The organism is Leisingera sp. ANG-Vp, assembly GCF_000813725.1.
Classification (GTDB): domain Bacteria; phylum Pseudomonadota; class Alphaproteobacteria; order Rhodobacterales; family Rhodobacteraceae; genus Leisingera.
This window is the reverse complement of the sequence record NZ_JWLD01000008.1, coordinates 39,597-62,446: the sequence shown is the minus strand read 5'-3', so window position 1 is coordinate 62,446 and position 22,850 is coordinate 39,597. Positions and strand designations below refer to the sequence as shown.

Annotated in this window: 19 protein-coding genes, 1 tRNA gene and 1 pseudogene; 7 read left to right on the top strand and 14 right to left on the bottom strand. The window is 62.8% G+C overall.

Translation table 11 applies throughout. From position 1 onward, the window contains the following. Positions 1 to 54 precede the first annotated feature (54 nt). Together RA20_RS03975 and RA20_RS03970 are read right to left on the bottom strand one after the other, a co-directional pair. Positions 55 to 1,893 carry an adenylate/guanylate cyclase domain-containing protein gene (locus RA20_RS03975; RefSeq protein WP_039124854.1) on the bottom strand — a complete coding sequence of 613 codons (1,839 nt, stop codon included), beginning with the start codon at positions 1,891 to 1,893 and terminating at the stop codon, positions 55 to 57. Positions 1,894 to 1,979: 86 nt separating this feature from the next. After that, entirely contained in the window at positions 1,980 to 2,666 is a 687-nt protein-coding gene (locus RA20_RS03970) for a M48 family metallopeptidase (RefSeq protein WP_039124852.1), read from the bottom strand. 101 nt (positions 2,667 to 2,767) lie between these two features. Between RA20_RS03970 and RA20_RS03965 the strand changes: the two genes are divergently transcribed. Continuing rightward, on the top strand, positions 2,768 to 3,094 hold the full coding sequence (locus RA20_RS03965) for a TIGR02300 family protein (RefSeq protein ID WP_039124850.1): 327 nt from the start codon (positions 2,768 to 2,770) through the stop codon (positions 3,092 to 3,094). A gap of 184 nt (positions 3,095 to 3,278) precedes the next feature. Next, positions 3,279 to 3,354: transfer RNA gene (locus RA20_RS03960), tRNA-Ala, on the top strand. Between the two features lie 265 nt (positions 3,355 to 3,619). Here RA20_RS03960 and RA20_RS03955 read toward each other — a convergent pair. Beyond that, positions 3,620 to 4,055 (bottom strand): annotated as a pseudogene (locus tag RA20_RS03955) ((2Fe-2S)-binding protein). On the opposite strand from RA20_RS03955, the gene RA20_RS03950 reads away from it, so the two are divergent. After that, the gene (locus RA20_RS03950; RefSeq protein WP_152618429.1) at positions 4,026 to 4,520 is read left to right on the top strand and encodes a TetR/AcrR family transcriptional regulator C-terminal domain-containing protein; all 495 of its coding nucleotides are present in this window, start codon (positions 4,026 to 4,028) and stop codon (positions 4,518 to 4,520) included. The pseudogene RA20_RS03955 and the gene RA20_RS03950 sit on opposite strands and share 30 nt — an antisense overlap. 130 nt (positions 4,521 to 4,650) lie before the next feature. Here the strand turns inward: RA20_RS03950 and RA20_RS03945 are convergent, their stop codons facing one another. Both RA20_RS03945 and RA20_RS03940 read right to left on the bottom strand, forming a co-directional pair. Beyond that, positions 4,651 to 5,757, bottom strand: coding sequence for a dimethylsulfoniopropionate demethylase (locus RA20_RS03945; RefSeq protein ID WP_039124846.1), 1,107 nt, complete (start codon positions 5,755 to 5,757; stop codon positions 4,651 to 4,653). Continuing rightward, positions 5,758 to 7,377 (bottom strand): AMP-binding protein, encoded by a 1,620-nt coding sequence (locus tag RA20_RS03940; RefSeq protein ID WP_152618428.1) that lies wholly within the window; start codon positions 7,375 to 7,377, stop codon positions 5,758 to 5,760. It abuts the gene before it with no gap. Positions 7,378 to 7,478: 101 nt separating this feature from the next. On the opposite strand from RA20_RS03940, the gene RA20_RS03935 reads away from it, so the two are divergent. Continuing rightward, positions 7,479 to 8,384, top strand: a complete 906-nt coding sequence (locus RA20_RS03935) for a LysR family transcriptional regulator (protein ID WP_052248810.1) — start codon at positions 7,479 to 7,481, stop codon at positions 8,382 to 8,384. Here the strand turns inward: RA20_RS03935 and dmdD are convergent. Together dmdD and RA20_RS03925 are read right to left on the bottom strand one after the other, a co-directional pair. Then, complete coding sequence (gene dmdD / locus RA20_RS03930) at positions 8,381 to 9,187, bottom strand: methylthioacryloyl-CoA hydratase (RefSeq protein ID WP_039124842.1); 807 nt, start codon at positions 9,185 to 9,187, stop codon at positions 8,381 to 8,383. The genes RA20_RS03935 and dmdD overlap by 4 nt on opposite strands. A gap of 56 nt (positions 9,188 to 9,243) precedes the next feature. Then, entirely contained in the window at positions 9,244 to 11,010 is a 1,767-nt protein-coding gene (locus RA20_RS03925; RefSeq protein ID WP_039124840.1) for an acyl-CoA dehydrogenase, read from the bottom strand. A 120-nt stretch (positions 11,011 to 11,130) separates the two neighbouring features. On the opposite strand from RA20_RS03925, the gene RA20_RS03920 reads away from it, so the two are divergent. Together RA20_RS03920 and RA20_RS03915 are read left to right on the top strand one after the other, a co-directional pair. Next, positions 11,131 to 12,150, top strand: coding sequence for a helix-turn-helix transcriptional regulator (locus tag RA20_RS03920; RefSeq protein ID WP_039124838.1), 1,020 nt, complete (start codon positions 11,131 to 11,133; stop codon positions 12,148 to 12,150). Positions 12,151 to 12,514: 364 nt separating this feature from the next. After that, positions 12,515 to 13,357 carry an intradiol ring-cleavage dioxygenase gene (locus RA20_RS03915; RefSeq protein WP_039124836.1) on the top strand — a complete coding sequence of 281 codons (843 nt, stop codon included), beginning with the start codon at positions 12,515 to 12,517 and terminating at the stop codon, positions 13,355 to 13,357. A gap of 68 nt (positions 13,358 to 13,425) precedes the next feature. Here the strand turns inward: RA20_RS03915 and RA20_RS03910 are convergent, their stop codons facing one another. Continuing rightward, a complete protein-coding gene (locus RA20_RS03910; RefSeq protein WP_039124834.1) occupies positions 13,426 to 14,382 on the bottom strand; it encodes a LysR family transcriptional regulator in 957 nt (318 codons plus the stop codon). A 91-nt stretch (positions 14,383 to 14,473) separates the two neighbouring features. Here RA20_RS03910 and RA20_RS03905 point away from each other — a divergent pair, with 91 nt between their 5' ends. After that, a complete protein-coding gene (locus tag RA20_RS03905; RefSeq protein WP_039124832.1) occupies positions 14,474 to 15,541 on the top strand; it encodes a maleylacetate reductase in 1,068 nt (355 codons plus the stop codon). 16 nt (positions 15,542 to 15,557) lie between these two features. On the opposite strand, the gene RA20_RS03900 is transcribed toward RA20_RS03905, so the two are convergent. The 6 genes from RA20_RS03900 to RA20_RS03875 all read right to left on the bottom strand — a co-directional run bounded on the left by RA20_RS03900 (position 15,558) and on the right by RA20_RS03875 (position 22,844). Next, positions 15,558 to 16,619, bottom strand: coding sequence for a metal-dependent hydrolase (locus RA20_RS03900; RefSeq protein ID WP_052248809.1), 1,062 nt, complete (start codon positions 16,617 to 16,619; stop codon positions 15,558 to 15,560). 71 nt (positions 16,620 to 16,690) lie between these two features. Then, the gene (locus RA20_RS03895; RefSeq protein WP_275041454.1) at positions 16,691 to 17,578 is read right to left on the bottom strand and encodes an SDR family NAD(P)-dependent oxidoreductase; all 888 of its coding nucleotides are present in this window, start codon (positions 17,576 to 17,578) and stop codon (positions 16,691 to 16,693) included. Between the two features lie 92 nt (positions 17,579 to 17,670). Continuing rightward, positions 17,671 to 18,972, bottom strand: coding sequence for a TRAP transporter large permease (locus RA20_RS03890; RefSeq protein ID WP_039124828.1), 1,302 nt, complete (start codon positions 18,970 to 18,972; stop codon positions 17,671 to 17,673). Continuing rightward, positions 18,969 to 19,448: a TRAP transporter small permease gene (locus RA20_RS03885; RefSeq protein WP_039124826.1), complete on the bottom strand. Its 480-nt coding sequence runs from the start codon at positions 19,446 to 19,448 to the stop codon at positions 18,969 to 18,971. Before RA20_RS03885 ends, RA20_RS03890 begins: the two co-directional genes overlap by 4 nt. Beyond that, positions 19,445 to 20,476 carry a TRAP transporter substrate-binding protein gene (locus RA20_RS03880; RefSeq protein ID WP_193748763.1) on the bottom strand — a complete coding sequence of 344 codons (1,032 nt, stop codon included), beginning with the start codon at positions 20,474 to 20,476 and terminating at the stop codon, positions 19,445 to 19,447. Before RA20_RS03880 ends, RA20_RS03885 begins: the two co-directional genes overlap by 4 nt. 127 nt (positions 20,477 to 20,603) lie before the next feature. Beyond that, on the bottom strand, positions 20,604 to 22,844 hold the full coding sequence (locus RA20_RS03875; RefSeq protein WP_039124822.1) for a xanthine dehydrogenase family protein molybdopterin-binding subunit: 2,241 nt from the start codon (positions 22,842 to 22,844) through the stop codon (positions 20,604 to 20,606). Positions 22,845 to 22,850 lie beyond the last annotated feature (6 nt).

The window sequence follows — 22,850 nt, the reverse complement described above, 5'->3', positions numbered from 1 at the left end:
GGGCAGATCCGCACGTGTGATCACGGGGCGCCTTCTGAAGACGCCGGCGGCGGATCACGGCCGCCCCGGCAGCCCGGCGAGGCTGAGACTGCTGCGCAGACGCTGCCGCGCCCCCTCAGCGCTGAAGGCAAATGCACCGGCGGCCTCATCCAAGGTCAGCCCTGCGGCCTGCAGCCCGGCACAGGTGCCGCCGGCCTCTTTGAACCGGCCTGCTCCTGCAAGCCCGGCGCAATGCACGGCTTGCGCCAGCTGTGCCTGCGGCTCCTGCTCCAGCGCCTGGAGCGCCGACGCCATTGCGGCGTCCTCCTGGCCTGCGGAGAAGAGCATAGCCGCGCGCAGATTGTGGTACAGCGGCGGCGGCACCGGGTTGAGCCGCAGAGCCGTGGCATAGGCTGCCTCAGCCGCCGGGCCTTCCCCGGCAAGGTGCAGCAGCCAGGCCCGCAGCAGATGGCCGTCCGCATCATTGGGATAGGCCTGCGCCAGCTTTCCTGCCAGATCAAGTGCCGCTGCGGGGCGGCCGTCGAACTGTGCCGCAACCGCGCGCACGCGCAAGGTTCCGGCGGTTTCCGGCGCGCCCTCAAGCCGCTCAGCCGCCCTTGCGGCGCGCTGCGGCAGGCTGGCAAGCGGGCCGGTCAGAAAGTCCAGCTCCAGCCCGGCCTGCAGCACCTGCGCCTCTGCCAGGCTGGGGTCCAGCAGCAAGGCCTGCTGCAAGGCCAGCCCGGCTGCACCGTTCCTGCCCTCAGCCAGTTTGCTGCGCGCCACCAGCAATTGCATCATTGCCTGGTCCGGAACACGTACTGCCGGCGCTGCGGGCACCGGCTGGCCGAAGTAAGACAGGATATCCGCAGCGGCCGCGGAAACCAGCTCCGGCAGGCCCGCCTGCCGCCGCGCAGGCAGGCCGGCCTGTCCGGAAGCGCCATGGATCCGCAGCCGGATGCCCTGCAGCGGATCACCCGGCAAATGGCCGCTGACAAGATACTGTGCGCCCAGCAGCTGTGCAGCCCGCTCCGGCGGCAGGCCGGCCGCCGCCAGGCTGCTGTCCGGTGCAACCACCGCCAGACCCGGCGCTGCAGACAAGCTGCGGATCACCTCTCCCGACAGCGCCTGAGCCAGCTCCGGCGGCCCCGCCGCTGCGGTGAAAGGCAGCACTGCAATCAGCGGCGGCAGCTGCGCAGTTTCAGCGGAAGGCGGCGGCCGGTCCTGCTGGCTGCGCGGGAGGCCGGGAAGCCCGGCCAGCCACCATCCCCCGCCCGCAGCCGCCAGCACGGCACAGGCTGCGGCGGCAGTTAAAACGGGCCGCCAGGACCGCGTTTGCGAAGGCTTTGCCTGGGCCGTCCGCTGTATCCGGGCCTGTGCGGCAGCCTGGCTCAGGCTGGGCAGCGAGGTCAGCTCCTCGCCCAGCGCATAGGCCTGCACCGGTTCCGGAAGATTCTTGACCTCGTGCAGGCCCAGATCCTCGAACTTGTAAGGGATGCGGTTGCGCACCTGGCCGTAAGCTGCTGCCGACAGCGCCACCCCGCCGACCGGAGCCAGTGCCTCGAGCCGGGCAGCGATATTGACATCATCGCCGTAAACATCGCCCTGCGCGATAATCACCTCGCCCAGATTGATGCCGATCCGGAGTTTCAGGTGGCGCCCCCGGGCGGCGCCTGCCTGGATCTGCGCCGCCGCCTCCACCGCGGAAATCACACTGGGAAAGACCGCCAGCACCCCGTCGCCCATCAGCTTGACGATGCGGCCCTGATGGGCGCGGACCGCCGGAGCGATCAGGTTTTGCTGCTGCGCCAGCACCTGGTTGAGCGTGCCCGCTTCATCCTCGGCCATCATCCGGCTGAAGCCGGAGACATCCAGCACGAAGATGGCAGCAAGGCGGCGTTGCGGTTTGTCTGGCACGGGCGGGGCCTCGGGAACCGGGAAAACGGGAAACAGGAACCTGACCTGAGTTTAGCCCGCCCGGCCCGCGCGGCAAAGCACCGGTTTCAATCGCCGAAGCGGTAGCGGTGCAGGCTGGCGCCGTTTTCGCGCAGCCAGGCGCGCGGGGCCTGATAGCGGCCGTGGATCCGCTCCACCGTGTCCCAGAACGCCTGGGAATGGTTCATCTCCTGCAGATGCGCCACCTCATGGGCAGCGACATAGCGCAGCACCGACGGCGGCGCCAGGATCAGCCGCCAGGAATACATCAGCCCGCCATCCGCAGTGCAGGAGCCCCAGCGCGAGCGGGTGTCGCGCAGCGTGAGGCGGCTGTAGCCCTTGCCGAGCCGCGCGGCATAGAAATCCGAAGCTTCGGCCAGCCGGTTGCGGGCCAGCTCCTTGAGATAGCGCTGCAAGGGCCGTCCCGGATTGTCCCCCGGCACTGCAATGCGGCCTGCGTCCAACTGGATGCGGCGGCCCGGGGCGCGTTCAACAACCCGGTCCTGGCCATCGACGGGCAGCACCGCGCCAAAGGCGGCTTCCACCGCTTCCGGGTGCTTCTTCAGGTGCGAGCGGATCCAGTCCGCCTTTTCCTCGGCAAAGGCGAGCGCTGTGCGCTCGGGCAGGCCTTTGGGCAGGGTCAGCGTCACCCGCCCGTCCAGCGAGGAGATACGCAGGCTGATCCGCCGTGCCCGCGCAGAACGGCGCAGGGTGAGCGGCACCGGCGGCTCCCCGGGAAGGTGATGTTCGGCCATGCAGGCGCCCCTTTCCAGGCTTTGGCTTTGACAGTGCCCCCCTCATATGGCAAGGCACCGGAATCGTCGATACGACTCACCAGTAAATCAAGGGGATCCACATGCCCAAGGAAGAATGGGGTGTAAAGCGCGTCTGCCCCACCACAGGCAAGCGCTTTTATGACCTGAACAAGGACCCGATCGTCAGCCCCTACACCGGCGAGGTGGTCGAGCTGGACACCGGCAAGACCCGGATGATCGAAGCCGATGCCGAAGATGCGGCCACCCTGAAGGCCAAAGAGAACATGGACGCGGATGACGTGGTCCTGGAAGATGATGACGACGTCGATGTCGATCTGGGCGATGACGTCCTGGACGATGACGATGATGATGACAACGTCTCGCTGGACGACATCGCCGACATGTCGTCGCCGGACGACGATTCCTGAGACGGATCAAACGGTTCGGGGCGGCCTCCAGCCGCCCTGGGCTGTCTGCCGGCGGAACCCGGAAAAAATTTGGACCCCGGCGCATTTTCCGCTTGCAGCCTGCGCCGCCGTCCCGTAAACGACGCTCACACCGCAAGACGGGCCGCACCGGAGACGGAACGGACACACCGCAGCGGACAGGTTTGGGGCCTTAGCTCAGTTGGGAGAGCGCTTGCATGGCATGCAAGAGGTCAGGGGTTCGACTCCCCTAGGCTCCACCAAATCTTCAGTGTAAAGCATCAGATACTTTCACCGTTTCCGTCAAAACGTTTGCCTTTGACGTACAGACGGGGGCTGGTTCTCCTTGGAAATTTCTTGCTGTACCGGCTTGCGCCTAAATCATCGATGTTTTTCGGCCTCTTCCAGTTTCAGGTTCGATGAGGGCTGCAGCAAGACCGCCGCTCGGGTTCCATCCAACAAGGAGGACAGCAGCGGAGGCCGCGGCTCCCCTCAGAATGTTTCGGCGGGACGTATTCGGGGTCATCTTCAACCGTCCAGAATTTCAGCAGCACGCAAAACGCTGGCCCGGATGCGCTGGTACGCAGCACACCGGCAGGCAATCCCGGACATGTAATCCTCGGTGCCTTCAGCTGTGGGGCTGGGGTTTTCCGCGAGCAGCCCCACCGCAGAAATGATCTGCCCGGACTGGCAGTAGCCGCATTGAACAACATCCAGCTCCGGCCAGGCCTGCTGCAGTGCAGCCCCCCACAGCACCGCTGCCGATAGCCTCGATTGTGGTGACTTCCAAGCCTTCGGCATCCTCTACGTAAGTCTGGCAGGGTCGAACCCGTTCACCATCCAGATGCACAGTACAGGCACCGCATGAGGCAACACCGCAGCCAAACTTTGTTCCGGTGAGTTTCAGCTCATCAGCTTCCGCAGCAAGAATGAATTGCTGCAAGCCATGGCGGACCGGATCTATTCAAGGATGCTGCCCGCGAGGGACATAAAGGACGAGGATTGGGCCGCCCAGCTCACAGAAATCGCATCATCTGTCCGGAACGTTTATCTAGTGTTCCCGACAATCGGCGTGGAAGTGACCAGCCTGTCCGACTCTGATGCCAGAGCAGCCAGCTACGTTGTTGAGGCGATCTACCACGCTCTGGGCAGATCCGGGCTACCGGATAGGCAAGTCCCTGTATTCGCGGAAGTTCTGCTTTCTATAGCAATTGGCGTTGGCACTGGTGAACACGTGTTCGGCCCCGATCCAGCACACGGCAAGGCGCTGGTCAGGCAAAAGCAGGCAAGGCTCGATCCTGCAGAATTCCCGAGCTTAACCCGCCATCTGGGCAGCCCCATTCCTTCAAACGAGGAAGTGTTCGAACTTGCAGTTCAAATGCTGATCGGCAGGATCTCAGCATGTGCCGCCGCAAGCCCGAAAAGCTGAGCTCTCACGGCGGAAACCGCCGAAGGAACTGCAGCCGCCTGTCAGCGCCCGTCACTGAGGACAGGCAACTGAATGATAAACGTTGCAGAGCAGGTCTTGGATCTGCTGCTGGGCACGTCCAGCGGGTTTCTTAAGCCCAGAACCGCTCTTGCACATGGGCAGCCCGCGGCCCTTGCGGTGTTTCCACGGTCAGGGCGGTTCCATCCTGCCAATGGCCGGCATCCACCATGCCGATGGCCACATTCGTCCCGAAATCCGGCGACCAGGCAGCAGATGTCACCTGGCCAACCCGTACCCCTTCCTTAAGCAAAGGCCAGGCTTTGCGCGGCGGGATCACAGCGCCGCCGGGGATCGAAACCGCCCGGATCTGCCTGGCCGGTCCGCTGGCCAGTTCAGATGCCAAGGCCTCCCGACCGATGAACGCACTGCCTTCCGCAGGCTTGCAAAACTTGCCCAGCCCGCATTCCAGCGGAGTGTTTTCCATCGTCATGTCGTTGCCATAGCTCAGCAGCCCGCCTTCGATCCGCTCAATCAGGTTCGGGCAGCCCGGCCGGACATTCAAATCTGCGCCGGCCTCGAACAGCGCGCCCCACAGCGCCATGCCATGTTCGGAGCCTTCGACGTAGATCTCGAAACCGCCCTGTTTCGAATACCCGGACCGCGCCACGACATAAGACCTGCCCGCAAAGGCCAGCCGCTTCTGGCGGAAGAAGCGGATGTCATGCACCGCGCTGCCAAAGACCCGCTCCATAAGCGCGTCCGCCTTGGGGCCCTGCACCGCCAGCGGCGACACATCAGGCTCAAAGACCCGGACATTCATCCCAGCCCCGATGGCAAGCCCCTTGACCCAGAGCAGCAGATCGCTGTCTGCAATCGAGATCCACCAGCGCGTATCGCTGTGTTTCACCGCCACCGGATCATTGAGCATCCCGCCCCTGTCATCCGTGACCGGAACGTAATAGCACTGGTCATCCTGCATCCGTGACAGATCGCGGGGGGTCAGCATCTGCATCAGGCGCTGCGCGTCAGGCCCGTTCAGCTCAATCTGGCGCTCCACCGCCACGTCCCAAACCTGCACATGGGTCTTCAGGTGGCGGTAGTCGGCTTCGACACTCTCAAACACAGTCGGCAGCAGCATGCGGTTATAGACGGTGTAGGCCTTCACCCCTGCGGCCTCGACGCCAGGCGTGAACGGGGTATCGCGCAGGCGGCGCGAGTGGGAAACAATGTGGTTCATTCAGGTTCTCATGGATTTGGCGGTTTCACGAAGCTGGAACTTCTGGATCTTGCCGGTGGAGGTTTTCGGAAGCTCGGTGAAGACAACGGCCTTGGGCCTTTTGAAGCCGGCCAGATGCGCGCGGCAAAACTGGATGATGCTTTCGGCTGAGGCGTCAGCGCCGGGGCGCAGTTCGACAAAAGCGCAGGGACTCTCGCCCCATCTTGCGTCGGGCATGGCAACCACCGCTGCGGCCTGCACTGCGGGATGGCGGTAGAGGACGGCCTCCACCTCGACCGAGGAGATGTTCTCGCCGCCCGAGATGATCACGTCCTTCAGCCGGTCGCGGATCTGCATGTAGCCGTCCGGATGCACAACAGCGCCGTCGCCGGACCAGAACCAGCCGTCCTCAAAGGCCTTCTCTGTCGCCGCGGCGTCCTTGTAATACCCCTTCATCACGGTGTTGCCCCGCACGGCAATCTCACCCTGTGCCGCACCATTGCGGGCAACCGCCCGGCCGCTGTCCCGGCCGATGACGTCCACCGCTTCCACCATTGGCATGGCTATCCCCTGCTGCGCCTGCAGTTCGGCCTGCCCGGCAGCATCCAGCCCGTCCCAGCCGTCCTGCCAAAGGCAGTTGGAGATATGGCCGAAGGTCTCTGTCAGCCCGTAGACCTGCATCACCTCAAGGCCCATCGCCTTGGTCTTTTGCAAAACCGGGGGCGGCGGCGGCGCACCTGCGGTCAGCACTTTGATGGCAGGCTCAAATACCCTCTCCGCCCCTGCCTCCGCCAGCATTTGCAGAACAATCGGCGCAGCTCCGAAATGGGTCACGCCATGGGTGCGTATGGCATCCAGGATCCGGTCCGCAGCAGGTGTTCTGGTGAACACCATGGTGCCGCCCAGCATGGCCACTGCCCAAGGGTGCCCCCAGCCGTTGCAATGAAACATCGGCACCACAGACAGGTAGACCGGGTAATGCGGCATCTGCCAGGCGGCCACCGTTCCCAGCGCCATAAGATAGGCGCCGCGGTGGTGATAGACGACCCCCTTGGGCCGTCCGGAGGTGCCCGATGTGTAGTTCAGCGCAATGGCATCCCATTCATCCTCCGGCAGGCCATGCGCAGCCGTCTCCGCGCCCTGTTCCAGCAAGTCTTCGTAAGACATGCCGCCAAGCGTTTCCGTGCATCCGGCCTCAGGGTCGGCAATTTCGATGACCGGTATCGAACGCCCCAGCAGCTTAAAAGCATTGGCCAGCAGCGGGATCAGCTCCCGGTCGGCGATCACAAGCCTGCTGTCGGCATGATCCAGAATGTAGGCAATCGTCTCTGCTTCCAGACGGGTGTTCAGCGTGTTGATCACAGCCCCGGTCAGCGGCAATGCAAAATGAAGCTCAAACAATTCCGGGATGTTCGGGCACAGCACCGACACCGTGTCGCCCTTGCCGATCCCCTGCGCCGCCAGGCCGCTGGCTATGCGCCGCACCCGGGCCGCGACGTCCGACCAGCTGCGCCGCAGCCCGCCATAGATCACCGCAGTCCGGCTTCCGTGCAGGCTTTCTGCCCGGTTCAGAAACGACACCGGTGACAAGGGCACATAGTTGGCGGCTGTCTTTTCAAGGCGGGCATAGAGCTCTTGCATGGTCTTCCCCATTCGATGAATGCGCGGCTTTTGAAATTCAATAGTTCGCCTTCATGCTTTGGGGTATAAGGAAAAAATCACTGCATGGATTGAATTTTTCAATGACAGAAACTCTGCCGCCCCTGAAAGCCCTGCGCGCGTTCGAAGAGGCATTCGCGCGCCGGAGCTACACCGCCGCCGCCAAGGCGCTGAATGTGCAGCAGCCCGCCGTCAGCTATCAGATCAAGCGCCTGGAAGAGGATCTGGGCACAGCGCTGTTCACCAAGGAGCGCGGCCGCCTGGAGCCAACGGCAGCAGCCAATGAATTGTTTGATACCCTCTCGCAGTCCTTCGATGCCATCCGCCGAACATCCGACAGGCTGCGGCAAACGGCTTCGGCATCTCCGGTGACCATCGCGACCTACCCGGGCATCGGCGCCTACTGGCTGTCCTCCCGGCTGCCGGAGCTGTCCGGCGCCCTGGGTGTCCCGGCAAGGGTGGTCACGCTGGTCAAGGATGCCGATCTGCTGCGCGAAGACGCTGATTGCCGGATCATCTTCGGCAAGGGCGATTGGCCCGGCCAGGATGCCCGGCTGCTGTTTCGCGAACAGGTCTGCGCGGTGGCTGCGCCTGCCCAGGCTGAGAGGGTCCGGCGCGCACCGCAAGGGGAATTCCCGGCGGATCTGCCGGTGATTGAACAGGAAGACCCGGAACACCGCTGGATCGGCTGGGACGACTGGCTGCGCCAGACCGAATCCGGCCTTGCCCTGCCGGCCGGGCGCACTGCTGTCAACGACCACGGGCTGGCTCTGCACATGGCCCTGTCCGGCGCTGGCATCGCGCTCGCCTGGCTTGGCGTGGTTGAGGACCTGCTGGCCGGCGGCAGCCTGGTGCGGCTGTCGGAAGACACCGCTGTCTCTGAAGCAGGCTATTGGCTGACCGGCCGCCCCGGTTTCTTTGAAACGCGAAGAGGGCGGACGATCCTGAAGGTTCTGACCGGGCCGCAGCCCGGCAGCGGCCGGACCTAGCTGTTGGGCCGGACCCGCGCCGCGGTTTTATTGGCAAAAGCCTCCAGCCGTTCGCGTGCGGCAGGCTGGGTGTTCACCACCCCGGCCACCACCGCCTCGGCATAGGCTGCATCCATTCCCGACATATTGTTCAGATGGCTGATCGCCGAACAGATGGCGTAATTGGTCAGCGGCAGGTTCTGAGCGACCTTGTCCGCCAGTTCCAGCGCCTTGTCAAAGCTTGAGCCTTCGGTGATGTATTGCGCCAGGCCCAGGTCAACGGCCTCCTGCCCCTGATAGACCCGGCCTGTCAGGATCATGTCGATCATCCGGTATTTGCCGATCATGTCAGAGACCCGGATGGTGGCGCCACCGCCGGTGAAGATGCCGCGCTGGCCTTCGGGCAGGGCAAAATAGGTGGTCTGGTCCATCACCCGGACATGCGCTGCACTGGCCAGCTCCAGCCCGCCGCCGACAACTGCGCCTTTCAGCGCTGCAATCACCGGAACCCCGCCGTACTCCATCTTGTTGAACGCCTCGTGCCAGCGCAGGCAGACATGCATGAAATCATCGGGGCTGCGGTCTTCTTTCCAATGCTCCACCAGATCGAGCCCGGCGCAGAAGTGATCGCCCTCGCCTGCCAGCACCACGGCCTTGACGCCGCCTTGATGGGCGTTGCTGAAAAAACGGACCAGTTCCTCGATCGTGGCCACGTCCAGCGCATTGCGTTTGGAAGGACGGTTCAGGGTGACGACATAGACACCGTTATCGCGCACCTCGATAGCGAGGTTTTCATAAGTCTTGGGGTCGGTTGCGTGGGACATGGGTCAGGCCTTTGCAGTGTTTGGAAGGCACTCGGCGTGCCGGTGTCTTTTGTGGGTCAGATCTCGAAATCAGCGTTCAGAACACTGGCGCTGCCGTTGATGATCCGGGAGCGTTCAGTGGCGCATTCCGCCAGGATGTGCTGGGCGAAAAACAGCGCGGTTGCGGTTTTGCGGGCCATGAACTCCCTGTCTTCGCCCTGCGCCAGCCTGGCGTCCGCCGCCAGCGCTGCGCGGCCCAGCTGCCAGCCCGCCGCGAGGGTGCCGGTCAGCATCAGGAAAGGCACGCTGCCTGCAAAACCCGCGTTGGGATCTTTCGGCGTGGCGTCCAGCAGCCAGGCAAGGCTGGCCTCGAAATGGCCGCGGGCCTCCGCCAGGCAGTCGGCGATGGCTTGCCCCGCAGCGCTGCCGCTGCGCAGGGCCGTTTCGGTTTCTGCAATCATGCCTGCAAACCTGCAGGCGGTTTCGCCGCCGTCCCGCAGCACCTGGCGGCCCAGAAGGTCATTGGCCTGGATGGCCGTGGTGCCCTCGTAGATCGGCAGAATCCGGGCGTCGCGGTAGAACTGCGCCACCCCCGTCTCTTCGATAAAGCCCATGCCGCCATGCACCTGCACCCCCAGGGACGCGGTCTCCACCGCCCGCTCGGTGCAGAAGCCCTTGACCAGCGGCACCAGGAATTCGGCCATTGCAGTGGCATCCCGCTCACCGCCGCCATGGTGTGCGAGGTCAAGCCAGCCGGCGGTTGCCATGGCCAGAGAGCGGCCGCCTTCGGTCAGCGCCCGCATCCGCAGAAGCATACGCCGCACATCCGGGTGCCCGATGATCGCAGCGGCCTCTTTGGAGCTGCCGTCCACCGGGCGGCTCTGGACCCGCTCGCGGGCATAGGCCACGGCGTGCTGGTAGGCGCGCTCGGCAACGGCAACCCCCTGCATGCCCACCGCAAACCGGGCAGCCCGCATCATCACGAACATATACTCCAGCCCGCGGTTCTCTTCCCCGACCAGGAAGCCGGTGGCCCCATCGTATTCCAGCACCGCAGTCGGGCTGGCGCGGACACCCAGCTTGTGCTCGATGCTGACGCAGTTGACCGCATTGCGGGCGCCCAGCGCGCCGTCATCGTCCACCAGGACCTTCGGCACAATGAACAGGCTCAGCCCCTTGGGTCCCGCCGGCGCTCCCGGCGTGCGCGCCAGAACCAGGTGAATGATGTTCTCGGTCAGGCTGTGCTCGCCATAGGTGATGAAGATCTTGGTGCCGGACACCGCATAGGTGCCGTCCGCAGCCGGTTCCGCCTTGCATCGCACCCGGCCCAGGTCGCTGCCCGCCTGCGGTTCGGTCAGATTCATGGTGCCGGACCAGCGGCCCGCAATCAGCGGCTCAAGATAGCGCGCCTTCTGCGCATCCGACCCGGTCAGCAGCAGCGCTTCCACCGCCCCGTCCGTCAGCAGCGGGCAGAGGCCGAAGCTCAGGTCTGCCGCGTTCAGCATCTCGGTTGCGGCGGCTCCGACGGCCTTCGGCAGGCCCATGCCGCCGAACTCCGCCGGGTGCGGCAGGCTCTGCCAGCCCATTTCAAGAAACTGCTGGTACGCCGCGCCATAGGCCTCCGGCAGCACAACATCTGTACCGTCAAAGCGTGCCCCGGTTTCGTCGCCCACGGCAGACAGCGGCGCAATCACCTCAGTGCAAAACCGCCCCAAGCCTTCCAGCGCCGCCTGCGCATCTGATGCGTCGATCCCGGCGAAGGCATCCAAAGCTGTGACATCCGGCCAGGCCGACAGGTGCTCAATGTTGAACATGACATCGCGAACCGGCGCCTGGTAGGTCATTTCCGCTGCTCCAGAAGAATTGTTTCTTCACGCCAAATACATGTTACCCTCCAGCAAATCCACGTCCATACTGGACAAGGTCCTTTCCAAAAGTGACAAACGGCAGCTCTACACGCAGCAATGGCAGTATCAGGCTCTTCAAATCTCGCCACCGTCTCATCGCAGTTTGCAGAAGACTGGATCACGGCGCTGCGGAGCTGCTGCAGCGCAAGCCAGCTCGCTTCGATCCTGCAACGCGCCGGGCTGAACCCGGAACCAGGCGGCCTGGCGCACCGCGTCACCCTCGACCAGATCGTCCGTCTCTACCAAATTGCAGCCGTCGAAACCGGCGACGAAATGACCGGGCTGTGGAGCCGCCCGGTGCGGTCCAGGGCCCTGCAGCATCTGCTGACAACGGTCAGCGCGGCCACTTCGCTGCCGTCTGCCCTGCATAGGTTTTCAACCTTCTGGAACCTGCTGCTGGATGACTACCAGCTCCATCTCAACCGCCGGAACGGCTGCATTGTCTTGCAGCTGATGCCTTGCGCCGATCTGCCGCCGCAGCGGTTTGGCCATATGCTGCTCCTAAAGCTGGCGCATGGGCTGCTGTCCTGGCTGGCAGGATATGAGGTGCCGGTCCGCGCTGTTCAGTTTGCTTTTGAACGCCCCGGATTTGCAGAGGACTACTCGGTGATCTTCCCCGCCCAGACCAATTTTCAGGCCCCCTGCTCGGCAATTGCCTTTGACACTGCAAAACTGGGACCGCCCGGCGCCCGCAGCAGTGCAGAGCTGAAAGCCTTTCTTGACCGGGCGCCGCGGGACTGGATCTTCACCAGTTTCCACGAGCACACCCAGTCGCTGCAGATCCGCGAGTTTCTTTACCGGAACAGCTGGGAGGCCTGCCATCTGGCCGGGGCCGCCCAGGCGCTGAAACTCACCCCCAGAACGCTGATACGGCGGCTGGAGGCCGAAAATACTTCCTTTCAGGCGATCAAGGACGGGCTGCGCCGGGATATTGCCATTCAGGACTTGCAGGCCGGGCAAAAAAGCATCGAGGAGATTTCACAGGACGTTGGATTTTCGTCTTCCGCGAATTTCCACCGGGCCTTTCGCCGATGGACAGGCGCAACGCCAAGTTCCTACCGGAAGCTGAAGGGGTGAAACCCGCCCCGCCGCCAGGACTGGGACGCCATGTGCGCCCCGCAGAACGCTGCCATGTCCGTTTGGGGGATCATTACCCCGCACTCATAACGCAAAGTTATATAACTCTGTTTGCTTTGAATGCTCCCGGGAATGGCAGCCGGTTAACATCCCGAAAAACATGACCCGCGCTTTGCGGGCGTGTGCATCCCTCCCGGCTTGCAGAGCAGGCTGGCTGCCCCGGGGGCAAACATCCGCCTTGGCAGCTGCCTCCTTCCGGTGCGTGATACACTGAAGCGGCGGAGCAGGCGGCGGCTTGCATTGGCGCAGCCAGCAGCAGGGCAAACACGCGCCAACCCAATGACGAACCTTAGGAGCAACCGAAGTGAGCAATTTCCTTAGCGAAGAGAATTCGGCAGAGACCGTGAACGCCCGAATGGGTGACAGCACAGATCCGCGGATGCGCCAGGTGATGACGTCTCTGGTCGAGCATCTGCACGCCTTCGTCAAAGATGTGGAACTCACCGAGCAGGAATGGGCCGCCGCGATCGGTTTCCTGACCCGGACCGGCCAGATCTGCAGCGCAACCCGGCAGGAGTTCATCCTGCTTTCCGATGTTCTGGGCCTGTCAATGCTAGTGGACGCAATCCACCACCGCCGCCCTAGCGGCGCCACTGAAAACACCGTGCTTGGCCCCTTCCATGTTGCCGGCGCGCCCGAGCGCGGGATGGGGGAAACGATCAGCCTGGACGGAGTGGGTGAAAGCTGCCTCTACCAGGGGCGGGTTCTGGATCTGGATGGCAATCCGGTTGCCAATGCCGTCATCGACGTGTGGTCGGACAATGCCGACGGCTACTACGACGTGCAGCAGCCGGACATTCAGCCGCCCATGAACAACCGCGGGGTTTTCCGCACCGGCGCGGACGGAACCTTCAGTTTCCGCGGCATCAAACCCGTCTCATACCCCATTCCGGATGATGGCCCGGTGGGGCAGCTGCTGGAACAGGTTGGACGCCACCCCTACCGGCCCGCCCATATCCATTTCCTTGTTAGCGCAGAGGGGTACGAGGGCATTACCACCCATATGTTTGTTGCCGGCGACCCCTATCTGGACTCGGATTCCGTGTTCGGCGTGAAACAGTCGCTGATTGCCGCGTTTGAAAAGCGCGCCGGCGCGGACACAGAATGGCAGGCCGCGTTTGATTTTGTCTTGAAAAAGGCCGAATAGGATTCCGCACGGCGGTCCCTGCGCTCCGTTTGCGCCAGTTCCAGCAAGGGGCTGAACCAGCTCCGGTTCTATTGGCCCCTGCCCTCCATCAGAGCTTTCTCCGCATGCAGAACAGTTGAGGCAAATTCTGAAAACGCCGCCTGAATGCTGCGGGTGAAGTTCCCCAGCACAGGCGGCTCATCAGCCGCCTTGAGCTTCAGAAGGCCCAGATTGCGCTTGGGGTGCTGCAGTTCAATCCTCAGCGGGACAACATTGAATGTCCGCCGCATGGAAAACACGACGGAAAACGGCAGCACGGTCAGCGCATCCGATTCCAGGATCATATTGAGCACCGACGTCAGCGAACCGCCGGAGAAACTGATCTTGACCTCGGTCTTGCCAAGCCCGTGCAAGGCATCCTGCAGGTCGCGGAACAAAGGGCTGCCTGCAGGCGGTGCAATCCAGGAGCAATCGCCGATATCCGCGATGGACAAGGACTTTTTCCGCGCCAGCGGATGCCCTTCCCGGCAGGCAATCACATTGCGGCCCGGCAGCAGAACCTGAAAGCCGAACTCGGGCTCTATGCTTTCGGGCTGCATCGGGCAGATGGCGACATCCAGCGTCCCGTTGCGCAAGTGCCGCTGCAATTCCGGAGAATAGGCATAGACCTGCTCCACCTGGACATCCGGAAATTCCGATTGGAAGCGTGCAATCCGCGATGCGATCACCGCATCCATGAAGAACGGCGCGCCCCCGACACGCAGAGTTCCGGACCTGCCGCTTTTGCGCCGGTCCAGCACCTTGCCGGCCGCCTGGGTTGCCTCCAGCACCTGACGCCCGTGCGCGGCCAGCAATTGGCCAAGCTCCGTTGCCTGCAACGGCCGCCTGCCGGGTACAAACAGCGGCTCCCCGACCCGCGCCTCAAGATTGCTGATGGTTCGCGACAAGCTCGGCTGCGATTTCCCAAGGGCCTCGGCACCTTCGGTCACACCTCCGCTGTCAACAACAGCAGCCAGGATTTCCAAATGGCGCGGATCCAGTTTCATAACCCGGTGATATATTGGAAAGACCGCTTTCTATCAAGCGGCCGGGCCGCTCGGGATATCCTTCCGGCAACCAAACCGGAAAGACAGCACGATGTTTCAAAACAGTTTTCAGGCCCGCACGACGGCCGTCAAGGTCCGCTTCGGCGCCGGCAGCCGGACCAGCGCTGCAGATGAAATCAGGGAGCTCGGCTGCAGCCGGGCCCTGATCCTGTCCACCCCGCATCAAAGCGGCGACGCAATGCAAATGGCGGAACTCATCGGCGATCTGGCCGGCGGCATCTACACCAAGGCAACGATGCACACGCCGGTCTCCGTCACCGAAGACGCCTTGCAGCATGTGGACAGCATTCAGGCCGATTGCCTGGTCTCTCTGGGCGGCGGCTCAACAATCGGGCTGGGCAAGGCGATCGCCTATCGCACCGGCTTGCCTCAGGTCGTCATCCCCACAACCTACGCCGGGTCAGAGGCGACCCCGATCCTGGGCCAGACCGAAAACGGCGTTAAGACCACGGTCTCGCATCCCTCCATTCAGCCGGAAGTGATCATTTACGATGCAGAACTGGTCAGCACCCTGCCAGTGCCGATGACCGTGACAAGCGCCTTGAACGCCATGGCGCATGCAGCTGAGGCGCTGTACTCCCAGACCCGGAACCCGATTTCCACGATGCTGGCGGCCGAGGGGCTGAAAGCGTTCAAGAATGCCCTGCCCCGGGTCTTGGAAACTCCCGATGACCTCGATGCCCGGGGGGAGACGCTGTACGGCGCCTGGCTGTGCGGCACGGTCCTGGGCCAGGTGGGCATGGCGCTGCATCACAAGCTCTGCCACACGCTGGGCGGAACGCTGGACCTGCCGCATGCGGAAACCCATTCGATCATCCTGCCGCATGCCATTGCTTTCAACGCGCGCGCGGTGCCGGAACAATTGCAGCCGGTCTGCGATATTTTTGGCGGCACGGATGCGGGCCAGGCGCTCTATGATTTTGCGCTATCCCTCAATGCCCCAACCGCCTTGAAAGATCTTGGCGTTTCCGAGGCTGATCTGGACCGGGCTGCAGAGCTGGCGGCAACGAACCCCTATTGGAACCCGCAACCAGTCGAAGAGGCGGCGATCCGGGCCCTGCTGCAGACCGCCTGGGCCGGGTCGCCTCCGCTTCGGTAACAGCTGTTAGGGACTGTCAGCTTCCGGTCCAGGCCATGGACCAGAGCGCTTTCAGTTCCAAAGCCGGGTCAAGTCCGTCCCTGTTCCCATCCAGCGGCCGCGCCTCTGCAAGGCTTCCGTTCTGTTCAAAGCTGAACACGCCGCCAAAGAAGGAGGTCACCGGCCGCGTCACAACCCCGAACCGCATGTCCGTCAGGACAACATCCTGCCCCCCGTCCGACGTTTCAAACACCTGCGGCCACAGCAGCCCCGTTGAAAACCAGCGGAGGATCTCCCCCTGCTCACTGCTGAGCGCCTGATCAACCAGGCTGCTTTGCTCGCTTTCATAGGGAATGAACTCAATCGGCGTCCGGGCAATTGCGCTATGGAAGCCAACCGCAAAATTCCCATCAGCGTCTTTGGCAACGATGCGCCACACAATATTGTTCGTCAGTGTCGGAATGGCCCGCAGATCAACCGGGTCAAACTGCTCTGCGGCCAATTGCCGGGATGCGGCCTCCTTTGCCTGCCAGCCGTTGAACAGGCCCAATCCCAGGTAGAGGCTGGAAAGGACAAGTGCGCCGCGTGCCCAGCGCTGATGCCCGCGCGTATTCCCCGGCCTGATCAGGCAGTAGAGCACGGCCGCCAAAAGCGGGACCGTATAGGCAGGGTCAATGATCGCAACGCCATCCAGCGCAAAGCGTTTGTTGCTGAAGGGGGCCAATATCTGTGTGCCAAAGGTCGTGAACATGTCGAGCAGCGGGTGGGTGATCAACGCCAGGAAACACAGCTGATACCACAGCCACAATTGGCTGGCAGGTGTCTCTGGCACCCCTCCTGCCGTCTTTCGCTGCCCGGCCAGTTTCATGGACAGCCAAGCCACCGGCAGTGCCGCAAAGGGCAGAACCAGCAGCGAATGGCTCCACCCCCGGTGCGTGAGCAGATAGGCGAATTCGTCCTGCCCGGCACTGAGAAGAAAGTCGAAATCCGGCAGCAGGCCGCAGACGGCCCCGACTATGAGAGACCTTCGGCCCAGACGGCTGCTAAAGCCCGCCTGCGCGATACAAGCACCAAGGGCGGCTTGGGTAATGGTATCCATGAAATGTCCTATTCGCGCGTTATCTGAAAAGCCCGAACAGGCCGGACCAGTTTTCTTACCGTTTCATGTATCTACAGGTTCGGCGCTATCAAGACTTCCATCTGCTCCCACAAGGCTGCGGATTTCCGGGCATCGAGCGCTGCGTCTGTTTCCGGCAGTTCCATCACACCGCAGGCATTATGCCAATAGCTGCCGTTCGGCAGACCCTGAGTTGCAGCAATCAGTGCAGCCTGCGCCCCCTGCCCTTCCGTGATCAGCAGCTTGGATCTGAGCCAATGGCTGACCCCTTGGCGGTCTCCGCCGGCGAAACCGCTATTCACAACACCGGGGTGCACGGCATAGGCCCGCAAATTGGGATAGCGCCTGGCCAATTCACGGGCTTGCCACAGATTGCCCAGTTTGCTGCCTGCATAGGCAAGGTTCGGACGGTAGTCCTGCGGGAAAGGCTTGCAGTGCTTCGCGATCACATAAGCATCGCCTGTGGTCATGACGATGCGTGCAGCCCCCGCAAGCTGGCCGCGCTCAATCAGCAAGCGGTAAAGAAGATGATGCCCAAGAACATTGACCGCAAAGGTTCTCTCAATCCCGTCGGGGGTCACTTCATGCACCCTTGAGACAATTCCGGAATTGCAGACAACGATATCAAACGTCCGGCCGTCCAGGCTGTTGACCGCTGCAACGATCGAGTCCGCATCTGCCAGATCGCATTTCACCGCCTCAGCACCCGGCGGCATCTCCGTGCCTTTCGAAACCCCGCGGGAAAGCGAAACCACCGCAGCGCCGCGCTCCGCCAAACCGCGCGAGACAAATTCTCCGACACCTGCCATCCCGCCGGTGACCAAAGCGGTTTTGCCCTCCAGGCGCGGCAAGTCAGGACAGGCGCGGGTCCGCGATCTTTGACGGTACAGGCATCTGAAAAGCCGTGCGGCACTTCCCTTTGCGGCCCGGTGGGCAATCATATCAAATGGCATGATGGTCTTTCAGGTTCTTCTTGCACTTTCGCGCGCCCTCGCCCCGGCACTTTGACGTCGCCGGACTGCGGCTTCTTCGTTCAGTACAGGAGCCCGGGCAGCCACAGCGCGATGACGGGGAACAGGATCAGCAGCGAGATGCTGGCCAGATGCGCCATCAGGAACGGCAGGATGCCCTTGTAGATTGCCGGCAGGGTGATGTCGGGCGCCTGCGCCCGGATCACGAAGAGGTTCATCCCCACCGGCGGCGTGATCAGGCCGATCTCGGCCACGATCACCAGCAGCACGCCGAACCAGATCCCCGAATAGCCAATGGTCTCTGCGATTGGCAGGAACACGGGAACCGTGATCAGGATCATTGAAATCGCGTCCAGAAAGCAGCCCAGCACCAGATAGACGAGGACAAAAAACAGGATGACGGCAACCGGCGGCAGGTTCTGCGCAATGATCCAATCCCCCAGCGTTGCAGGTATCCGGGACTGCACCATGAAGGCGGCAAACATGAAGGCGCCAAGGATGATGAAGAACAGCGACCCCGTGGACGTCAGCGTCTCGCCAAAGCTGTCCTTGAGCAGGCCGAAGGTCACCTCGCGGGAGGCAATGCCGATCACAATGGTCAGCAGCGCGCCAACGGCAGCCGCTTCGGTTGGAGAAAACCAGCCGGTGTAGATCCCGCCGACAACAACCGAAAAGATCAGCCCCATCTTCCAGAACCCCAGCAGCGCTTTTACCCGCTCGGCCATGGGCATTGCTTCGACAAGGGGCATATCGTCCTTGCTGCGCCAGCCCAGAAACAGGATCACAACGATATGGAGCACCGCCATCATCAGGCCGGGCAGCAAAGCCGCTGCAAACAGCTTGGGCACGCTTTCCTGGGCGATGATCGCGTAGATCACCAGAATGATCGATGGCGGGATCAAAATGCCAAGGGTTCCGCCTGAGGCCACAACGCCAGAGGTGATCGAGTCCGCATAGCCATGGCGGCGCATTTCCGGAACGGCCACCTGCGTCATGGTAGAGGCGGTGGCCAGAGACGAGCCGCAAATCGCGCCAAAGCCTGCGCAAGCTCCGACAGTGGCCATCGCAAGCCCGCCGCGCAGGCCGCTGAAAATGGCGTTTGCAGCCCGGAACAGGTCTCCGGCCATGGTTGTTTTGGCCGCGATGATCCCCATCAGAAGAAACAGCGGCACCACCGAAAGGGAATAGGCTTGCGCAAAGTTGAAGGGGATTTCGCCCAGGGTCAGCAAAGCGGTCCGGGCGCCGTCCACGGCGGCATAACCAATGACACCGATCAGCAGCAGCGCGGCCCCGATCGGGACGCGCAAAAAGACCAGGACGATCAGAATGAAAATCCCGGAAACACCATAGAATTGGGGGGTCATACGTCTTTCCAGAACCAGTTCAGGATATTGAGGAAAGCTGCAATGCAGCACAGGGCGGTGCCAATCCAGACCGGCACCCAGTAGTGGAACTTCAGGATCGCCAGATCCAAGGTGCGCTCCTGCCATTCCAGCGTATCCAGCGCCGGGCGGATGACCTGGCTGGCAAGCAGGGAAAAGATCGCAAGGGTCAGCAGCATCCCGATGAGCTTGAAGATCCGTTTACGGTCGGCACCGTCGATCAGGTCGACGGAAATCACCCGCTGCTGGAGGATTGCAACCGGGATTGCCAGGAACAGCAGCCAGTCCAGCGACAGCTCCACATAGTCGAGCACACCAAAGATGCGCCAGTTCGGGTTCAGCGACCGCAGCACCACATCTGCCACGGTCACCGCCAGCATGAAGGCCAGGCAAAGCGATCCCAATACCGAGATCACCTTGACCAGAAACTGCCGGAAGGAGGCCAGGGATTGCGTCATTGGCAGCCAGGCCCGACCGGCCCAACCTGCTCGATCAGTTCATGCATCATGGCCAGCACTTCGTTGCCGGGCAAACCCACGCCGTCCAGTTCGGCCACGTAGTTCGCGGTCAGCGTGTTGCCGATTGCCTTTGCCTTTGTCAGTTCGGCCTCAGGCAGCTCATTGATCGGCACGCCCGCGTCGGTCAGCACCTTCTTGCCCGAGGCGTTCATGGAATCCCAAACGTTCCCCACATCCCCTTCGATGCCGGTGATGCTATCGGTGATCATCTCCTGAAGATCCTGCGGCAGCCCGGCATAGGTATCCGGGTTCATCACCAGCGAAAAGCTGATCGAGTAGAGGTCCAGTTCGGTGACGCTTTCCAGAAACGGCGTCAGCTGGAACGCATAGGCTGCGCCTGAATAGTCGACAAAGGCCCCTTCGATGACGCCCTTTTGCAGCGACTCGGCAATTGAGGTCGGCGGCAGCCCCACCGATTTCCCGCCAAGCTCGGAAATCATCAGGCCAATCGCGCGGGAGGCCGGGCGGATGGCCTTGCCCTGGAAATCCTCGACAGTCCTGATCTCGCCCTTTGCCATGAAGGCCTGCCCGGGGGGCGAGCTGAACTGCAGCAGAACCTTCACGCCGCGGTGCTCGGGGTCCAGGTAGGTTTGGCGCAGTTTCGGGTGGTTCAGCACCCGGGTCGCCTGTTCGGAGGAGCAGAACAGGAAAGGCATGTTGGAGATTTCCGTCAGCCGGAACCGGCCGGGCGTTGCCCCGTGCAGGACCCAGGTCACATCTGCCTGCCCGTTGCGCGCCAGGTCATAATACTTTGGCGGCGGCCCCATCTGGGCGCCGTGCAGCACTTCGAATTTCAGGCGCCCGCCGGATTTTTCCTCCAGTCCGGCGGCCCAGTCCGTCAGCCATTGCGACATGCCGTGGCGCGGGGATACGAAGCCTGCCAGCTTCAGCTCATAAGTCTCCTGCGCCGCCGCGGCACCGGCCGTGCCGAACAAGGCCACTGCCATTGCCATCAGTGATTTACGCATGTTTTCCTCCCAGTTCGCAGACAGGCAAAGAAGGCTACCGGCCCGCAGTCTTTCAAAGTCATCAAAGCGCCGGACAGCCGCGAAGCAGCACCTGCAGCTGTCCGGTAATTGTAGGCTGAATCCGGTCTCAGGCCTGCATTGCCGCCAGGATTTTCTCCGGGCGCAGCGGCATGTCCCGAACCCGGGCCCCTGTTGCGTCAAAGATGGCATTGGCCAGTGCCGAGGCCGTCGGGCCCTGCGAGGCCTCGCCAGCGCCGACCGGCGGCATATCCGGCCGGTCGATCAGACGGATATCAACTTCAGGCGCCTGCGCCACACTCAGGATCGGATAGCTCGACCAATCCGTGCTGGTGATCCCGGCCCCGTCATAGGCCACCTCTTCCATCATCGTCCAGCTGAGCGACTGGATGATGCCGCCCTCGATCTGATTGATCACCCCGTCCGGGTTGATCACCTGGCCGACATCAACAGCCGCCGCGACCTTGGGAATGGCCACCTCGCCGCTGTCCAGATCGACATTGACGTCCACCACGATGGCAAAGATGCCTGAGCGGTTCTTGTAGCGGCCAAAGGAGAAGCCGCGGCCATATCCCTTGCGGGTTGAACGGCCGGTCCAGTTTGCCGCCTCTGCCGCTCTCTCGACAACCGCGCGGTAGCGCGGATCGCTCAGATGGCGCAGCCGGAACTCCACCGGGTCGGCATCAATGCCAAAGGCGACTTCGTCAATGAAGCTTTCCATCGCAAAGTGGTTGGCATAGGCGCCAAGCCCGCGCATCGCAGACACCCGCAAGGGCATCTTGCTCAGCAAGTACTTGGTCAGTTTCCGGTTCGGAATGTCATAGATCGGCTCACCGTTGCGCTCGGCGCCGCCGCCGAACATGGGCGGAATGTCCCGCGGGGCATACGCCTCAACGCCGTCCCCGGTCGACCAGATCGGCATGAAGCCGCTGCCTTCCTTCTCCTGCATGTAGAACTGGAAGCCCGGACGCGCCCCATGCACGCCTGACCAAACCGTGTGGTCATAGGAGCGCAGCTTGGCATCGGCGCCCAGTTCGGCGCTGATCTCGATCCGCATTGCAGATCCGAAAGGCGAATGGGCCAGCTCATCCTGGCGCGACCACATCACCCGCACCGGGCGGCCGGTGGCCCGCGCCAGCAGCGCCGCGTCCATGGCGACATCATCGGCACCGTTGTGGCCAAAGCAGCCGGCGCCATGGGCATGGATGACCCGGACGTTCTCTTCCGGCATCGACAGCGCATTTGCCATGTCCCGGCGTGCCGGGAAAACGCCCTGGGTATGCGACCAGACTGTCAGCGTTTCCCCTTCGAACTGCGCCAGAGCACAGGACGGCGAGACCGCGGCATGGGCGTGGAACGGGCGGAAATAGGCGGCTTCAAAGCGCTGGCCGCCAGCGGGGCTGACGTCCCCCTCGTTTACAAAGACTTCTTCCGTGGACGGCAGAGATTTGATCTGCTCCGGCAGATCCTCCATCGAAGGTTCGATTTTCGGAATGTCCCATTCCGCTGCCTCTGCCAAAGCCTCAGCCGCGGCCACTGCCTGATCCTCGCGCTCGGCCACTACGCCCAGGAAGCTGCCGTTGCGGACAACCGAGATGACACCTTCCATCGCCTCGACGCTGCCGGATGCAACGCTGGTCAATGAGAACACCGGCGCCGGCGGGCGCACCACCCGGCCATGAACCATGCCCGGCAAACGGATATCGCTGATGTAGGACGCTTCGCCGGTAAACTTGGCAGGCAGGTCAATGCGCGGCTGCGGCTTGCCCACAAGCTGGAATTCAGACGGCGCCTTGGGAGCAACCTCCCCGGTGATATCAAAGTTGATTTCCTGACCTTCAACCAGCGACCAATAGGTCGTGCGCACGCCATTGGACGCGGTCAGCTCTCCGTTTTCCGCACGGATGCCGGATTTTTCGACACCGGCTTTTTCCGCTGCCATGCCAACAAGATAGTCCCGGATTTCAGCGCTGGCATGGCGCAGCGCCATGCCGCTGGTTTCAATCGAGGTGCTGCCCGCGGTATAGAACTCCTCCGGCGACACACCGGTATCCGGGTCCACCATGCGGACCAGTTCCACCGGGAGGTCCAGCTCTTCGGCAACGATCTGAGTGATCGCGGTCTGAATGCCCTGGCCCAGCTCAGCCTTGCCCGAGAACACATGAACAATCCCTTCAGGGTCGATCCGGATCCAGGCATCCACGGTGGGATAGCGGCTGACGATAAAGGGGAGCTTTGTCTGCGCCGCAACCGGGCGGACCGAAACGGGCAGTGCAAAGAATGCGGTGAGGCCGGCAATGCCTTTCAGCACCGAGCGGCGGGAAAGAGTGGTTTCTTTCGAGTGGGTCATCGTCTT

What these genes read in the sequence shown, in the direction of transcription:
- RA20_RS03970 (WP_039124852.1), bottom strand. Translation starts at nt 2,666, where the DNA reads ATGGCCGAACATCACCTTCCCGGGGAGCCGCCGGTGCCGCTCACCCTG.
- RA20_RS03965 (WP_039124850.1), top strand. Translation starts at nt 2,768, where the DNA reads ATGCCCAAGGAAGAATGGGGTGTAAAGCGCGTCTGCCCCACCACAGGC.
- RA20_RS03945 (WP_039124846.1), bottom strand. Translation starts at nt 5,757, where the DNA reads ATGAACCACATTGTTTCCCACTCGCGCCGCCTGCGCGATACCCCGTTC.
- RA20_RS03940 (WP_152618428.1), bottom strand. Translation starts at nt 7,377, where the DNA reads ATGCAAGAGCTCTATGCCCGCCTTGAAAAGACAGCCGCCAACTATGTG.
- RA20_RS03935 (WP_052248810.1), top strand. Translation starts at nt 7,479, where the DNA reads ATGACAGAAACTCTGCCGCCCCTGAAAGCCCTGCGCGCGTTCGAAGAG.
- dmdD (WP_039124842.1), bottom strand. Translation starts at nt 9,187, where the DNA reads ATGTCCCACGCAACCGACCCCAAGACTTATGAAAACCTCGCTATCGAG.
- RA20_RS03925 (WP_039124840.1), bottom strand. Translation starts at nt 11,010, where the DNA reads ATGACCTACCAGGCGCCGGTTCGCGATGTCATGTTCAACATTGAGCAC.
- RA20_RS03920 (WP_039124838.1), top strand. Translation starts at nt 11,131, where the DNA reads ATGGCAGTATCAGGCTCTTCAAATCTCGCCACCGTCTCATCGCAGTTT.
- RA20_RS03910 (WP_039124834.1), bottom strand. Translation starts at nt 14,382, where the DNA reads ATGAAACTGGATCCGCGCCATTTGGAAATCCTGGCTGCTGTTGTTGAC.
- RA20_RS03905 (WP_039124832.1), top strand. Translation starts at nt 14,474, where the DNA reads ATGTTTCAAAACAGTTTTCAGGCCCGCACGACGGCCGTCAAGGTCCGC.
- RA20_RS03900 (WP_052248809.1), bottom strand. Translation starts at nt 16,619, where the DNA reads ATGGATACCATTACCCAAGCCGCCCTTGGTGCTTGTATCGCGCAGGCG.
- RA20_RS03895 (WP_275041454.1), bottom strand. Translation starts at nt 17,578, where the DNA reads ATGATTGCCCACCGGGCCGCAAAGGGAAGTGCCGCACGGCTTTTCAGA.
- RA20_RS03890 (WP_039124828.1), bottom strand. Translation starts at nt 18,972, where the DNA reads ATGACCCCCCAATTCTATGGTGTTTCCGGGATTTTCATTCTGATCGTC.
- RA20_RS03885 (WP_039124826.1), bottom strand. Translation starts at nt 19,448, where the DNA reads ATGACGCAATCCCTGGCCTCCTTCCGGCAGTTTCTGGTCAAGGTGATC.
- RA20_RS03880 (WP_193748763.1), bottom strand. Translation starts at nt 20,476, where the DNA reads ATGCGTAAATCACTGATGGCAATGGCAGTGGCCTTGTTCGGCACGGCC.
- RA20_RS03875 (WP_039124822.1), bottom strand. Translation starts at nt 22,844, where the DNA reads ATGACCCACTCGAAAGAAACCACTCTTTCCCGCCGCTCGGTGCTGAAA.